Below are 14,395 nucleotides of genomic sequence, written 5' to 3'. Positions count from 1 at the left end.
CTGGCTCCGCTTTCGGTGGTCGTCGTCGACGGGGGTGGGGAGTCGCCGGCCGCAGCCGGGAAGAGGCCGGCCGGGCCGGGAGGGGCGCTCAGTGGCGCCTGAAGCCAGGATGGAGGAGGATCAGGAGGTATTCCCGGCGCTCAGGCGGTCAAGAAACCGTCTTTTTGCGCTTTCGTCACAACCGACCGCTGGAGCTCGCCGTGACCGATCCCTCGACACCCGCCCCGGGCTCCGACGCCGTGCTGCTCGGGCAGCGCCTGCGCCACTTCCGCACCCGGCGCGGGCTGACCCTCGGGCAGCTCGCCGAGCGCGTCGACGTGTCGGGGAGCCAGCTCTCGCTGATCGAGACGGGGCGCCGCGAGCCGCGCCTCTCCCTCCTGCAGCGCCTCGCGGCCGCGCTCGGCGTCGAGCTGGCGGCGCTGCTCTCGGACGAGCCGCCGAGCGAGCGGGCCGCGCTCGAGATCGAGCTGGCGCGCGTGCAGAAGGGGTCGCTGTACCGCTCGCTCGGCCTGCCCGAGTTCAAGGTCAACAAGGGGCTGAGCACGCCCGTGCTGGAGGCGTTCCTCGGCGTCTACCGCGAGCTCGCCCGTCGCCGGAGCGAGGCGAGCGCCACGCCGGAGGAGGCACGCCGGGCCAACACCGCCCAGCGGCTCCAGCTGCGCGAGCGCAGCTCCTACCTGCCCGAGATCGAGGAGGTGGCGGGCGAGATGCTCCGCACCGTCGGGCACCGCGGAGGAGCACTGACCCACAGCTCCGTCTCGAAGATGGCCCGGCACCTCGGCTTCGAGATCATCCACGTCGGCGACCTGCCGCACTCCGCCCGCTCGGTGATCGACCTCGCGAACGGCAGGATCTACCTCCCGCCCGCCTCGATCCCCGGGGGGCACGGCCTGCGGGCGCTGGCGCTGCAGGCGATGGCGCACCGCCTCCTCGGGCACGAGCGGCCGGTGACCTACGCCGACTTCCTCCGTCAGCGCCTCGAGATCAACTACTTCGCCGCCGCGTGCCTGATGCCGCTGGAGCCGGCGGTCGCGTTCCTCCAGGAGGCGAAGCGCGAGCGGGACGTCTCGGTGGAGGACTTCCGCGACGGCTTCGGCGTCACCCACGAGGCCGCCGCCCTGCGCTTCACGAACCTGCTCACCTCGCACCTCGACATCCGGATGCACTTCCTGCGGGTGCTGGGAGACGGCTCGATCCAGAAGGCCTACGAGAACGACGGGCTGCCGCTGCCGACCGACGTCACCGGGGCCGTCGAGGGCCAGGTGGTCTGCCGCTACTGGTCGGCGCGCTCCGCGTTCACCCGGACCAACCGGACGACGGAGTACTACCAGTACGTCGACACCCCGGCGGGGACCTTCTGGTCGGCGTCGCAGACCGGCACGACCGCCACCGAGGAGTTCTCGATCACCGTGGGCGTCCCGTTCGCCGAGGCCCGCTTCTTCCGAGGCCGCGACACCGACCGCCGCGAGCTCTCCCGCTGCCCCGACGAGTCCTGCTGCCGGCGCGCCCCGTCGGAGCTCGCCGCGCGCTGGGACGGCAACGCCTGGCCGAGCGCGCGCCTGCACGCGCACGTGCTCGCGCCGCTGCCGTCGGGGACCTTCCCGGGCATCGACGACGCCGAGGTCTACGAGTTCCTCGACGCGCACGCCCGCGAGTCCTGACCGCTCCCGCGAGACGCCGCTCCGGTGCGCCTGTGTCGGCGTGCCGCGTACCCGAGCGGCGTCCCGCGGAGGGGGCGGGAGGCGTCAGTCCGAGATGAGGGCGCGGGCCGTTCCCTCGTCGAGGATGAGGTCGGTGATGAGACCGGCCGCCAGGGCGCCGCGCAGGCCCGGCAGCTTCGAGGCGCCCGAGACGACGCAGATCCGGCGCGACGCGCGGCGCACGGTGGAGAGGTCCGGACCGCTTGCACGTTCGTTCATGGGGATGTCGTCCCAGCTGCCGTCGGACCGGTAGAACACCGTCGCGACGTCGCCGACGACCCCGGAGGCGCTGAGCGAGGTGAAGTCGCTCGGCTCCAGGTAGCCGCCGATGTAGACCTTCGAGGGGACCGCCGCGAACGGCGACCCGAGCCCGAACAGCGCCACGTCCATCCGCTGCTGCAGCTCCAGGACCCGTCGGGTGGAGCGCTCGCGCCACACCGCCTGCTTGGTGGTCGGGTCGTCGAAGAACGCCGGCACCGGGAACTGCTGGACCTTCGCCGCGTAGGCGTCACCGAAGCGGCGGAGGATCTCGCTCGAGTAGTTGATGCCCGTGGTCTCGGTGTTGCCGGCGCCGTTCAGCTGCACGATCTGCGTGTTGTGCGTCTCCTTGGCGATCAGGTGGCGGCTGATCGCGCTCATCGTGGAGCCCCAGGCGATGCCGACGATCATGTTCGAGTCGATGAACTGCCCGAGGATCCTCGCTGCGGACAGGGCGACCCGCTCGAGCCGGTCGATCTCGCTGGTGTGGTCCGGCACCGGCACGATGTGCGCCGTGATGTCGAAGTGGGACCGCACCTCGGCCGAGAGGGCGCTCGCCCGGTCGAGGGGGGAGCGGATCTGGATGTCGACCAGGCCGGTCGCGCGGGCGTGCGAGAGCAGGCGCGAGACGGAGGAGCGCGACGTGTGCAGCTCGTGCGCGATCGCGTCCATCGTCAGATCCTGCATGTAGTACAGCTGGGCCGCACGCAGCGCGTCCCGCGTCTTGTCGGGATGGGTCGCGTGGGTCGTCTCGTCGAGTTCGACGACCGGTCTCACCGGGGTCATAGCGCTCCCTGCACGGATTTCCACCCGTCTTGACCGGATGTGTTGTCGGGTCAAGGATGGCTGTATTCCTCCGCGAAATCAATCGGTCATCTCCCCGGTGCACGCTGGTGCGGAGGCCTCGACGACACCCCTACGACACGAAGGCGAGTACGAAGTGGCACAGTCCGACGGAACTCCCGGAAACTCCGCTCTGCGCGAGAGCGTCGCTGCTCTCCGCGACAACCCCCGCGCCACGGTCCTGGTCATCGGCGGTGGCATCAACGGCATCGGGACCTTCCGCGAGCTCGCGCTCAACGGCGTCGACGTCGCCCTCGTCGAGCGCGGCGACTACGTCTCCGGTGCCTCGAGCGCCTCGAGCCACATGATCCACGGCGGCATCCGCTACCTCGAGAACGGCGAGTTCCGACTCGTCAACGAGGGCGTGCACGAGCGCAACGGCCTGCTGAAGATCGCTCCCCATTACGTGAAGCCGCTGCAGACGACGATCCCGATCTACTCGACGTTCTCGGGCATCCTCGCGGCTCCGCTGCGCTTCCTGACCCACAAGTCGGGCAAGCCGCAGGAGCGCGGTGCGCTGCTGATCAAGGTCGGCCTCACGATGTACGACTTCTTCTCCCGCGACGGCGGCACGGTCCCGCGCCACCAGTTCCACGGGCGCAAGCGCTCGCTGAACGAGCTCCCCAAGCTCGACCCGAAGATCAAGTACACCGCCACCTACTTCGACGCCTCCGTGCACGAGCCCGAGCGCCTCGCGCTCGACGTGCTCCACGACGCGCTGATCGGCGGCAGGAAGGCCCGCGCGGCCAACTACGTCGAGGCCGTCGGCGCCGACGAGAAGGGCGTCGTCCTCCGCGACCGCGAGTCCGGCGAGGAGTTCACCTTCGCGGCGGACGTCGTCGTCAACGTCTCCGGACCGTGGACCGACTTCACCAACACGGCCCTCGGCACGTCCACGAAATTCATGGGCGGCACCAAGGGCTCGCACATCGTGCTCGACAACCCCGAGCTGGTCGAGGCCTGCGAGGGTCGCGAGATGTTCTTCGAGCACAGCGACGGACGCATCGTCCTCATCTACCCGCTCAAGGGCCGCGTGATGGTCGGCACGACCGACATCGACGCCGACCCCACGAAGCCGGCGGTGTGCACGGAGGAGGAGATCGACTACTTCTTCGAGCTCGTCAACCACGTCTTCCCGGCCATCCGCGTGAACCGTTCGCAGATCGTCTTCAAGTTCTCCGGCATCCGCCCGCTGCCCCGCCACGACGACGAGGCCCCGGGCTTCGTCTCCCGCGACTACCGCATCGAGCCCTCGACGCTCCCCGGCAACGGCTCGCCCGTGCTCAGCCTGGTCGGCGGCAAGTGGACGACGTTCCGCGCCCTGTCGGAGCACCTCTCGAACGAGGTCTTCAAGCGGATCGGCGTGACCCGTCGCGTCTCCACCGTGAAGACCCCCATCGGAGGCGGCAAGGGCTTCCCGCGCACCGACGCGTCCCGCGCGCAGTGGATCAGCCAGCACCGCTCCGGGCTCTCCTCGGCCCGCACGGGCCAGCTGCTCGAGCGCTACGGCACCCGCGCGCAGGAGGTCATCGAGGCCCTGGCCGACGGACACGACGAGGCGCTCGACTTCGACAAGGACTTCACCACCGGTGAGATCCGCTACCTCGCCCAGCGCGAGAGCGTGGTGCACCTCATCGACCTGGTGATGCGCCGCACCAACCACGCCTTCACGGGCGGCCTGAGCCGCGAGCTCCTCGAGGAGCTCGCCGAGCACACGGGCGCCGTGCTGGGCTGGGACGACGCCGCCCGCGCGTCGGAGGTCGACGCGACCATCGCGCACCTCAAGGAGTACAACGGCGTCGACGTCGGGGGCACCTCGGTGCAGACCCCGACGGCCGTGCCCGCCTCCTGATCGGCGATCAGGCGCGGATCGACGGAAGCCCCGGACCGAGGACCACCTCGACCGGGGCTTCCGTCGTGACAACGCACAAACGTGCACGCGCCGTTCCTTGTCGCTAGGACAGGGCGCCGATAACTTCACACCGTCGGGCATCGAAGCCCGCCGCGGACGCCTGTGCGCGTCCGTCTTACGAAAAGGAAAAGGTCAACGTGGACAATCTCGGAGTGGTCTTCCTCGCCGAAGTCGTGGGAACGGCCATGCTCGTGCTCCTCGGCTGCGGTGTCGTCGCCAACGTCGCGCTCGTGAAGAGCAAGGGTCTCAACGGCGGAACCCTCATGGTCAACATCGGCTGGGGCTTCGCGGTCTTCGCCGGTGTGATCGTCTCGTACAACTCGGGGGCGCACCTCAACCCCGCGGTCACCCTGGGCCTCGTCGCGAGCGGAGCGACCGAGTTCGGATCCGGCGTGCCCGTCAACATCGTCTCGATCCTCGTCTACATCCTCGCCCAGATGATCGGTGCGATCCTCGGTGCCGTCTTCTGCTGGCTCGCCTACAAGCAGCACTTCGACGAGGAGCCCGACGCGGCGAACAAGCTCGGCGTCTTCTCGACCGGCCCGGCGATCCGCTCGTACGGCTGGAACTTCGTCACCGAGGTCATCGGCACCTTCGTCCTCGTCTTCGTCGTCATCGGCTTCGGCGGCGGACGTCAGGGCGACGGCGGTCTGGCCGCGCTCGGCGCGCTGCCCGTCGCCATCCTGGTGATCGCGATCGGCGCCTCCCTCGGCGGCCCGACCGGCTACGCCATCAACCCCGCCCGCGACCTCGGCCCCCGCATCGCGCACGCTCTCCTGCCGATCAAGGGCAAGGGCTCGAGCGACTGGAGCTACGCCTGGGTGCCCGTCGCCGGCCCGATCGTCGGTGGAGTGCTCGCGGGCCTCGCCTCGCTCGTGCTGCTCCCGGTCCTCTAGACCGCCGCGCTTCCTTTCACCCCCGTTACGAAGGAGTAATCATTCATGGCTGACTACGTCATCGCTATCGACCAGGGGACCACGTCGTCCCGCGCGATCATCTTCGACAAGAAGGGATCGATCGTCTCCACCGGCCAGAAGGAGCACGAGCAGATCTTCCCGCGCGCCGGCTGGGTCGAGCACGACCCGATCGAGATCTGGAACAACGTCCGCGAGGTGATCGGCCAGGCTCTCTCCCGCGCCGACCTGACCCGCCACGACATCGCCTCCGTCGGCATCACCAACCAGCGCGAGACCGCTGTCGTCTGGGACAGGACGACCGGCAAGCCCGTCTACAACGCCATCGTCTGGCAGGACACCCGCACCCAGTCGATCGTCGACCGCCTCGCCGGCGACGAGGGCGCGGACCGCTTCAAGTCGATCGTGGGCCTCCCGCTCGCGACCTACTTCTCCGGCACCAAGATCGTCTGGATCCTCGAGAACGTCGAGGGTGCTCGCGAGAAGGCCGAGGCGGGCGACCTGATCTTCGGCACGACGGACACCTGGGTCCTCTGGAACCTGACCGGCGGCATCGACGGCGGCGTCCACAAGACCGACGTCACCAACGCCTCCCGCACCCTGTTCCTCGACCTCGAGACCCTCGAGTGGCGCGACGACATCCTCGAGGCCTTCGGGGTCCCGAAGTCGATGCTCCCCGAGGTCTGCTCCTCCTCCGAGGTCTACGGCCACGTCGAGTCCTCGTCGCTGCTGCGCGAGGTCCCGATCGCCGGCATCCTCGGCGACCAGCAGGCCGCGACCTTCGGCCAGGCGGCGTTCGACCCGGGCGAGGCGAAGAACACCTACGGCACCGGCAACTTCCTGATCTTCAACACGGGCACCGAGATCGTCCACTCGAAGAACGGTCTGCTCACCACCATCGGCTACAAGCTCGGCGACGGCGAGGTGCACTACGCGCTCGAGGGCTCGATCGCGGTCTCCGGCTCGCTGATCCAGTGGCTGCGCGACAACCTGGGCCTCATCGGCTCGGCCCCCGAGGTCGAGGCGCTGGCCGCCACGGTCGAGGACAACGGAGGCGCGTACTTCGTCCCCGCCTTCTCTGGTCTGTTCGCCCCCTACTGGCGCTCCGACGCCCGCGGAGCCCTCGTCGGCCTCACCCGCTACGTCAACAAGGGCCACATCGCCCGCGCCGCGCTCGAGGCGACCGCCTTCCAGACCCGCGAGGTCCTGGACGCGGTCAACGCCGACTCCGGCGTCCCCCTGCAGGAGCTCAAGGTCGACGGCGGCATGATCGCCAACAACCTGCTCATGCAGTTCCAGGCCGACATCCTCGGCGTCCCGGTCGTCCGACCGGTCGTCGCGGAGACCACCGCGCTCGGAGCGGCCTACGCAGCCGGACTCGCGGTCGGCTTCTGGGAGAACCTCGACGACCTGCGCCAGAACTGGCAGGAGGACTCGCGCTGGACCCCGCAGATGGACCAGGACGAGGCCGCCCGCCAGTACCGCCTCTGGAAGAAGGCCGTCACCAAGACCTTCGACTGGATCGACGAGGACGTGCAGTAGTTTTCTCCGCGGCAGTCCCTGCCTGCCGCGGCGCGGTCGGCTCGTCGAGGCGGTCTCGTCTCGGGGAGCGGGTCGCGTCCGGCTAGGGGACGACGCTGACACGCGTTCTCCCCGTTCACCTCGTGCGGCGAGCGGATGACGTGAGTCCGTTCACGGTGAAGCGCCCTGTCCGACCCTCGGGTCGGGTGGGGCGCTTCGTCGTTCCGACGACGGCGCAACGGCTATCGCAACGGGGTGGTTCGGGGACACCCATGCTGGTCGAGTGGTCGCCGCAGACGGCTCATCGAGACCCGGCAATTCGGACCTGCATGCTGGTCGCGCAGTCGCTGCAGGCGGCTTATCGAGACCCGGACCAGGCGGGGCCTCAGTCCGCCGGCAGCCCGAGCTGCGCGTCCAGCTCGTCCAGGGAAGCGATCCGGCGCACGCCCAGCTCGACCGCCTCGGGCGGCAGCATGCGGCCGTGCTCGGGACCGCCGACGCGGTCGAGCCAGACGCCGCGCAGGCCCGCAGCGGCCGCTCCGACGGCGTCGGTGCCGAGCCGGTCGCCGACGTAGAGGGCCTCCTCCGGAGAGACCCCGAACCGCTCGCAGGCGATCGCGAAGATCCGCGCGTCCGGCTTGGCGACGCCGACGTCGCCGGAGGCGATCACGTGCTCGAAGCGACCGGAGAGGCCCGTGCCCTCGATCTTCCCCCGCTGGAAGTCGAGCACGCCGTTGGTGATGACGCCGAGGCGGACTCCGGCGGCGTCGAGCCGGACGAGGACGGGCAGCGCGTCGTCGTGGAGGGTCCAGGCGGCGACGTAGCGCTCGAGGTACCCGCGGAACCAGGAGCTCGCCTCCTCGGGAGTCAGCCCGACTCCGGCCTCCGCGGCGAAGTCCGTGGCGCGCGCCCGGCGCTGGCCCTCGTAGTCGAGCTCGCCCGCGAGGTAGCGGTGGTAGTGCTCCTCCTCGAGCAGGTGCCAGCGGCGCTGCACGTCGGCCGGCTCGCCGGCGTAGGCGGCGCCGAGCGAGGCGGCGTACGCGACGATCCCCTCCCGCACAGCGCGGGCATGGGCGAAGAGGGTGTCGTCGAGGTCGAAGAGCGCGAGCCGCAGCACGGCCGCCTCAGCGGACGCGGCGGAGGAGGCCGACGGAGTCGTAGACGGCGGCGAGCGTGCGCTCCGCGGTCTCGGACGCGCGGTCGGCGGCGAGGGCGAGGACCCGGTCGAGCTCGGCCGGGTCGGCGAGCAGCTCCGCGGTCCGCGCGCGGATCGGGTCGAAGGTGGCGGCGACCACCTCGACGAGGCCCTTCTTGAGGTCCCCGTAGCCGCGGCCCGCGTACTCCTGCTCCAGCGACTCGACGGAGCGGTCGGCGAGGACCGAGTAGATCGTCAGCAGGTTCGAGACGCCGGGCTTCGCCGCCCGGTCGAAGCGCACCTCCGACTCGGTGTCCGTCACGGCGCGCATGATCTTCTTCGCGGTCGCCTTCGGCTCGTCGAGCACGCTGAGCAGGCCCGCGTCCGACTCCGCCGACTTCGACATCTTGGCGCCCGGGTTCTGCAGGTCGAAGATCTTCGCGGTCTCGCGCACGATGTGGGGCTCCGGCACGGCGAAGGTCTCGCCGAAGCGCGAGTTGAAGCGCGCGGCGAGATCGCGGGTGAGCTCCAGGTGCTGGCGCTGGTCCTCGCCGACCGGCACCGCGTCCGTCTGGTACAGCAGGATGTCGGCCGCCATCAGGATCGGGTAGGTGAACAGGCCCACCGAGGCGGCCTCGGCGCCCTGCTTCGCCGACTTGTCCTTGAACTGCGTCATCCGGCTGGCCTCGCCGAAGCCGGTCAGGGTGTTGAGGACCCAGGCGAGCTCGGCGTGAGCGGGTACGTGGGACTGGATGAAGAGGGTCGAGCGCGCGGGGTCGATGCCCGCGGCGATGTACTGCGCGGCGGTCGCGCGGGTGCGCTCGCGGAGCTGCTGCGGGTCCTGCGGGACCGTGATCGCGTGCAGGTCGACGACGCAGAAGTAGGCGTCGAAGTCCTCCTGCATCGCGACCCACTGGGTCAGCGCGCCGATGTAGTTGCCGAGGTGCAGCGACCCGGAGGAGGGCTGCATGCCGGAGAAGATGACGGGCTTGGCGCCCGGGGTGCTGGGAGTCATGGGTGGCCTCGAGGGGTCGGTTCGCGGGGGAGAGGGTCAGAGCTCGTAGTCGACGACCACGGGGGAGTGGTCGGACCAGCGGGTGTCGTAGGAGGCGGCGCGGTCGACCTCGTAGCTGCGGGCGAGGTCGGCGAGCGCGGGCGTGGCGAGCTGGTAGTCGAGGCGCCAGCCGGTGTCGGTGTCGAAGGCCTGGCCGCGCTGGGACCACCACGTGTACGGTCCGGGCACCTCGCCCGCGAACCGGCGGCCGAGGTCGACCCAGCCCAGTCCGGCACCGGCGTTGTAGTCCGGGTCGCCCTCGGCGCCGACGAAGCGGTCGACGTAGGCCCGCTCCTCCGGGAGGAAGCCGGCCTTCTTGACGTTGCCCTTCCAGTTCTTGATGTCGAGCGTGCGGTGGCCGACGTTGAGGTCGCCCATCACCACGGCGAGCTCGCTGTGCGCCTGGATCTCGGGCAGGCGCGCCTCCATCGCGTCGAGGAAGCGGTACTTCTCGACCTGCTTGGGGGTGCCGACCTCGCCGGAGTGGACGTAGGTGGAGACGACGGTGAGCGAGCGGCCGCCGACCTCGTAGTCGGCTTCGAGCCAGCGTCCGGCCGAGTCGAAGTCGTCGGCGCCGAACGTCACGCGGTGGATCGTGGCGCGCCTGCGCGAGGCGAGAGCGACTCCGGCGCGCCCCTTGGCGGTCGCCTCGTCGTGCAGCACGTCCCACTCGTCCCCGAGGAGCCCCGTGAGGTCGTCCGTGGAGGCGCGGACCTCCTGCAGGGCCAGGACGTCGACGTCGCGGGCGGCGAGCCAGTCTCCCATCCCCTTGCGGTAGGCGGCGCGGACGCCGTTCACGTTGACGGAGGCGATGCGGAGGGTGCTGCGAGTCACCGGAGCAGTCTATTCGGAGCCGCGGAGCGGGCCGCCCGGCCGCGCTCGCACCCCGGAACGCGGAAACCGGCGGCCGCCTCGCGCCACTCCCTCGGAGAGGGGGAGGAGCGCGGAGGCGACCGCCGGCGGGACCGCTCAGGACGGTCGGTCGGAGGGGATCAGGCGGGGACGGCCTGCGCGGTGGCGGGCTCGGGCACCTCGGCGACCACCGGGGCGCGCTTGATGCTCTTCGCGATGATCACGCAGACGGCCGTGACGACCATGCCCACCAGGATGGCGACCAGGTAGAGGATCGGCTGCCCGACGAGCCCGGTGACCCAGACGCCGCCGTGCGGGGCGCGGAGGGTGGAGCCGAAGAGCGCGACGAGCGCACCCGTGACGGCCGAGCCGACCATGGCGGACGGGATCACGCGCAGCGGGTCGACCGCGGCGAACGGGATGGCCCCCTCCGAGATGAAGGACGCGCCCAGCAGGTAGGCGGCCTTGCCGTTCTGGCGCTCGGCGTCGGTGAACAGGCGCTTGCGGAGCGTCGTGGCCAGGGCCAGACCCAGCGGCGGGGTCATGCCGGCGGCCATGACGATCGCCATCACCTTGAACTGCACGGAGTTCGGGTCGCCGTCGGCGGGGACGGAGGCGAGGCCGGTGGTCGCGAAGGCGTAGGCCACCTTGTTGACCGGACCGCCCATGTCGAACGCCATCATGAGGCCGAGGATGATCCCCAGGATGATCAGGTTGCCGCCCGAGAGGCCCGAGAGCCAGGACGACAGGCCCTCGCTCAGTGCGCGGAGCGGCGCTCCGAGCACCACGAACATCAGGAAGCCGGTGATGAAGGTGGCGATCAGGGGGATGATCACGACGGGCATCAGCGACTTGAACGCCGCGGGGAGCTTGATCCGCGAGATGTAGAGGGCCGCGTAGCCGGCGATGAAGCCGGAGGCGAGGCCGCCCAGGAAGCCCGCGCCGACGGTGACCGCGACCGCGCCGCCGAGGAAGCCCGGCGCGATGCCGGGACGGTCGGCGATGCCGAAGGCGATGAAGCCCGAGAGCACCGGCACCAGGAACGCGAAGGTCGCGCTTCCGATGAGGAACATCACTCCGGCCCAGTCGGTGATGTTCGCGACGTTGAAGCCGTCGTCGATGATCTGCTGGGCCGTGAAGTCGACGATCCGGTAGCCGCCGAACAGGAACGACAGCGCGATCAGCAGACCGCCCGCCGCGACGAACGGGATCATGTAGGAGACGCCGGTCATCAGGTTCTGGCGGATGCGCGTGCCGACGCCGACCTTCTTCGGCGCGGCGGGGGCCGCGGCCGGAGTCGAGCGGGCGGGGGCGGACGCGGCGGAGCCGGAGCCGCGGAGGGCCAGAGCGCGGTCGAGGACCTCGTCCGGCTTGGACAGGGCCTCGGCGACGCCCACCTGGAGGATCGGCTTGCCGGCGAAGCGGTCCTTGCCGCGGACCTCGAGGTCGGCGGCGAGGATGACGACGTCCGCGGCGGCGATGTCGGCCGCGGTCATCTCGTCCGAGCCGGCCGCGCCCTGGGTCTCGACGTGGATCGGGTAGCCGCGCTTCTTCGCGGCCTGCTCGAGCGCCTCCGCCGCCATGTACGTGTGGGCGATGCCCGCGATGCAGCTGGTCACGGCGACGAAGCGCGGGCCGGAGGCGGGGTTCGCGGCGGGAGCGTCCTGCACCTTCGCGACGGCGCGGTCGATGACGTCGGCCGCCTTCGCGAGCGCCTCCGACGTGCCCACCTCGAGGGTGGGCTTCCCGGCGAAGCGCTCCTTGCCGCGGACCTCGAGGTCGGCGGCGAGGATCACGACGTCGGCGTCGGCGATGGTCCGGTCCGACATGGGATCGGAGCCCGCGGCGCCCTGGGTCTCGACCTGGATCTCGTACCCCTTCTTCTTCGCGGCCTGCTCGAGGGCCTCGGCCGCCATGTAGGTGTGCGCGATGCCGGCGATGCAGCTCGTGACGGCGACGATCCTCATGAGACGACGACCTCTCGGGCGATGATGTCCGCGACCTCCTGGCCGCTGGCGGCGGCGCGGAGGGAACCGGTGAAGGACTCGTGGATCAGCTTGCGGGCGAGCTGGGCGAGGATCTTGAGGTGCGCCTGGTCGGCGCCGTCCGGAGCCGCGATCAGGAAGATCAGGTCGGCCGGGCCGTCGGGGGCGCCGAAGTCGACGCCCTGCTTCGCGATGCCGACCGCCACGCTGGGCGAGACGACGTGGGAGGAGCGGGCGTGGGGGATCCCGATGCCGCCGGGCATCCCGGTCGCCATCTGCGACTCGCGGTCGCGGACGTCGGCGAGGAAGCCGTCGAGGTCGGTGACGCGGCCGGCGTCGGCGAGCGTCTTCGCGAGCTGCGCGGTGGCCTCGTCCTTCGTGGCGGCGGTGAGGTCGACGATGACCGTCGACGCCTCGGTGAGAGCAGTCATGCGCTCAGTTCTCCAATCGGGAGGGTGGGGTCGGGGTTCTCGACGACGGAGACGTCGTCGAGGCGGAGGGAGTCGGGACCCGGGGCTTCGCTGCCCGGGAGCTGGACGGCGGCGGTACCCCACGCGACTGCTGTCGCGAGGCGCTCCGCCTCCGTGGCGTCGACGGCCGAGAGGTAGCCGGCGAGCGTGCTGTCGCCGGCGCCGACGGTGCTGAGGGGCACGACGGCGGGGGCGCCCGCCCACCACGACGCGTGCGCCGTGACGAGGAGGGCGCCGTGCTCTCCGAGGCTGACGAGCGCTCGCGCGTCGGGCAGCTGCAGGAGTTCACGGGCTCCGGCGACGACGTCTCCGACCGTCGTCAGGGAGCGGCCGAGGAGCTCCTCGAGCTCCTCGAGGTTGGGCTTCACCAGGGTGGCGGTGCCGGCCGCGATGATCGCGGTCAGGGGGGCTCCCGAGGTGTCGACGGCGAGGGGGACGCCGAAGTGCAGGGCGAGGCGGCCGAGAGCGGGGTAGAAGTCCGCTCCCAGTCCCGGGGGGACGCTGCCGCAGGCGACGAGCCAGCGGGGCGAGGCCGAGACGTGCTCGCCGATCAGCTCGGAGAGGGCGTGGGCCTCCTCCTCCGTGACGGCGGGGCCGGGCTCGTTGATCTTGGTGGTGCGGCCCGTCCGGTCGTCGACCACGGTGATGTTGGTGCGGATCGGGTGGGCGATCGCCGCACTGGCCGAGCGGACTCCGGCGGCCCGGAGCATCGTGGACAGGTCGAGGCCGGTGGAGGCGTCGGCCGGGTAGACCGCGGTCGCCTCGACGCCGTTGCGGGCGAGGGCACGGGCGACGTTAACACCCTTGCCGGCCGGGTCGCGCCGCACGTCGTGCGCGCGGTTGACCTCGCCGACGGCGAAGCCGCTCGTGGAGAGGGTGACGTCGATGCTCGGGTTGGCGGTGACGGTGACGATCATGCGCGGACGACCTCCGGGCCGGCCGACTCGATGTCGTCGGCGAGCTCGTCGTCGACATCGGCGTCGGTGATGACGGTGTCGACCGCGGACAGCGGAGCGACGTGCCCGAAGTCCTGCCGGCCGAACTTCGAGTGGTCGGCGAGGACCACGACCCGGCGCGCGGAGGCGATGATCGCGGACTTGACGACGGCCTCGTCGAGATCGGGGGTGGTGAGCCCGCGCTCGAGGCTGAGGCCGTTCGTGCCGATGAAGGCGACGTCCACCGAGACTGTGGAGAGGGCCTGGGCGGCCCACGGCCCGACGGCGGCCTGCGTGACTCCGCGCAGGTGCCCGCCGATGAGGTGGAGGTCGATGTTGGGCCGGCCGACGAGCGCCATCGCGACGGGGAGGGAGTGGGTGACGACCGTCAGCCGGCGGTCCAGGGGGAGCAGCTCCGCCAGCCGCACCGTGGTGGTGCCGGCGTCGATGGCGATCGAGCCGCCGTCGGGCACCTCGGCGAGGGCCGCGGTGGCGATGCGGTCCTTCTCGCCGGCGAGGTGTCCCTCGCGGGCGGCGACCTCGGGCTCGATGCCCAGCCGCTCGACGGGGATGGCTCCGCCGTGCGCACGGCGCAGCAGGCCCCGCTTCTCGAGGCTGGTGAGATCGCGGCGGATAGTCTCCGGCGTCACGGCGAGGGAGAGGGCGAGGTCGCGGACCTCGACACGCCCGTCGATGCGGGCGCGGTCCAGGATCGCCTGGTGCCGCTCCGGTGCGTACATGTGGACTCCGTCGTCTCGCCGTGGGTGGTGCGCCGGATCCGCGGTGTCGTTGCCGACCTCGGATCTGCGTTTACCT

Annotated in this window: 12 protein-coding genes; 4 read left to right on the top strand and 8 right to left on the bottom strand. The window is 71.0% G+C overall.

The genetic code is table 11. From position 1 onward, the window contains the following. The first annotated feature begins 200 nt into the window (after positions 1-200). Positions 201-1,661: a helix-turn-helix domain-containing protein gene (locus C5C29_RS01750; RefSeq protein ID WP_104291619.1), complete on the top strand. Its 1,461-nt coding sequence runs from the start codon at positions 201-203 to the stop codon at positions 1,659-1,661. Positions 1,662-1,745: 84 nt separating this feature from the next. Here C5C29_RS01750 and C5C29_RS01745 read toward each other — a convergent pair whose 3' ends face one another. Continuing rightward, entirely contained in the window at positions 1,746-2,744 is a 999-nt protein-coding gene (locus tag C5C29_RS01745) for a sugar-binding transcriptional regulator (RefSeq protein WP_104307909.1), read from the bottom strand. Positions 2,745-2,898: 154 nt separating this feature from the next. Between C5C29_RS01745 and C5C29_RS01740 the strand changes: the two genes are divergently transcribed. The 3 genes from C5C29_RS01740 (at position 2,899) to glpK (ending at position 7,169) form a co-directional block, all read left to right on the top strand. Beyond that, positions 2,899-4,653 (top strand): glycerol-3-phosphate dehydrogenase/oxidase, encoded by a 1,755-nt coding sequence (locus C5C29_RS01740; protein ID WP_258069451.1) that lies wholly within the window; start codon positions 2,899-2,901, stop codon positions 4,651-4,653. A 245-nt stretch (positions 4,654-4,898) separates the two neighbouring features. Continuing rightward, entirely contained in the window at positions 4,899-5,609 is a 711-nt protein-coding gene (locus C5C29_RS01735; protein WP_374952909.1) for an MIP/aquaporin family protein, read from the top strand. A 45-nt stretch (positions 5,610-5,654) separates the two neighbouring features. Then, positions 5,655-7,169, top strand: a complete 1,515-nt coding sequence (gene glpK, locus C5C29_RS01730) for a glycerol kinase GlpK (RefSeq protein ID WP_104226427.1) — start codon at positions 5,655-5,657, stop codon at positions 7,167-7,169. A gap of 364 nt (positions 7,170-7,533) precedes the next feature. Here glpK and C5C29_RS01725 read toward each other — a convergent pair whose 3' ends face one another. The 7 genes from C5C29_RS01725 to C5C29_RS01690 all read right to left on the bottom strand — a co-directional run bounded on the left by C5C29_RS01725 (position 7,534) and on the right by C5C29_RS01690 (position 14,319). After that, the gene (locus C5C29_RS01725) at positions 7,534-8,265 is read right to left on the bottom strand and encodes an HAD family hydrolase (RefSeq protein ID WP_104307907.1); all 732 of its coding nucleotides are present in this window, start codon (positions 8,263-8,265) and stop codon (positions 7,534-7,536) included. A 7-nt stretch (positions 8,266-8,272) separates the two neighbouring features. Beyond that, entirely contained in the window at positions 8,273-9,298 is a 1,026-nt protein-coding gene (gene trpS / locus C5C29_RS01720) for a tryptophan--tRNA ligase (RefSeq protein ID WP_104307906.1), read from the bottom strand. Positions 9,299-9,334: 36 nt separating this feature from the next. Further along, entirely contained in the window at positions 9,335-10,171 is an 837-nt protein-coding gene (locus C5C29_RS01715) for an exodeoxyribonuclease III (RefSeq protein ID WP_104223192.1), read from the bottom strand. A 158-nt stretch (positions 10,172-10,329) separates the two neighbouring features. Continuing rightward, on the bottom strand, positions 10,330-12,156 hold the full coding sequence (locus C5C29_RS01710) for a PTS fructose-like transporter subunit IIB (protein ID WP_258062234.1): 1,827 nt from the start codon (positions 12,154-12,156) through the stop codon (positions 10,330-10,332). Then, entirely contained in the window at positions 12,153-12,605 is a 453-nt protein-coding gene (locus tag C5C29_RS01700; RefSeq protein WP_097166616.1) for a PTS sugar transporter subunit IIA, read from the bottom strand. Before C5C29_RS01700 ends, C5C29_RS01710 begins: the two co-directional genes overlap by 4 nt. Further along, the gene (locus tag C5C29_RS01695; RefSeq protein ID WP_104223191.1) at positions 12,602-13,561 is read right to left on the bottom strand and encodes a 1-phosphofructokinase family hexose kinase; all 960 of its coding nucleotides are present in this window, start codon (positions 13,559-13,561) and stop codon (positions 12,602-12,604) included. The genes C5C29_RS01700 and C5C29_RS01695 overlap by 4 nt, the downstream gene beginning before the upstream one ends. Further along, entirely contained in the window at positions 13,558-14,319 is a 762-nt protein-coding gene (locus C5C29_RS01690; protein WP_104223190.1) for a DeoR/GlpR family DNA-binding transcription regulator, read from the bottom strand. Before C5C29_RS01690 ends, C5C29_RS01695 begins: the two co-directional genes overlap by 4 nt. Between the last annotated feature and the right edge of the window lie 76 nt (positions 14,320-14,395).

The organism is Rathayibacter sp. AY1H2, assembly GCF_002931985.1.
GTDB lineage: Bacteria > Actinomycetota > Actinomycetes > Actinomycetales > Microbacteriaceae > Rathayibacter.
Note: the sequence above shows the minus strand (reverse complement) of the source record. Positions and strands in the feature narration are given on the sequence as shown.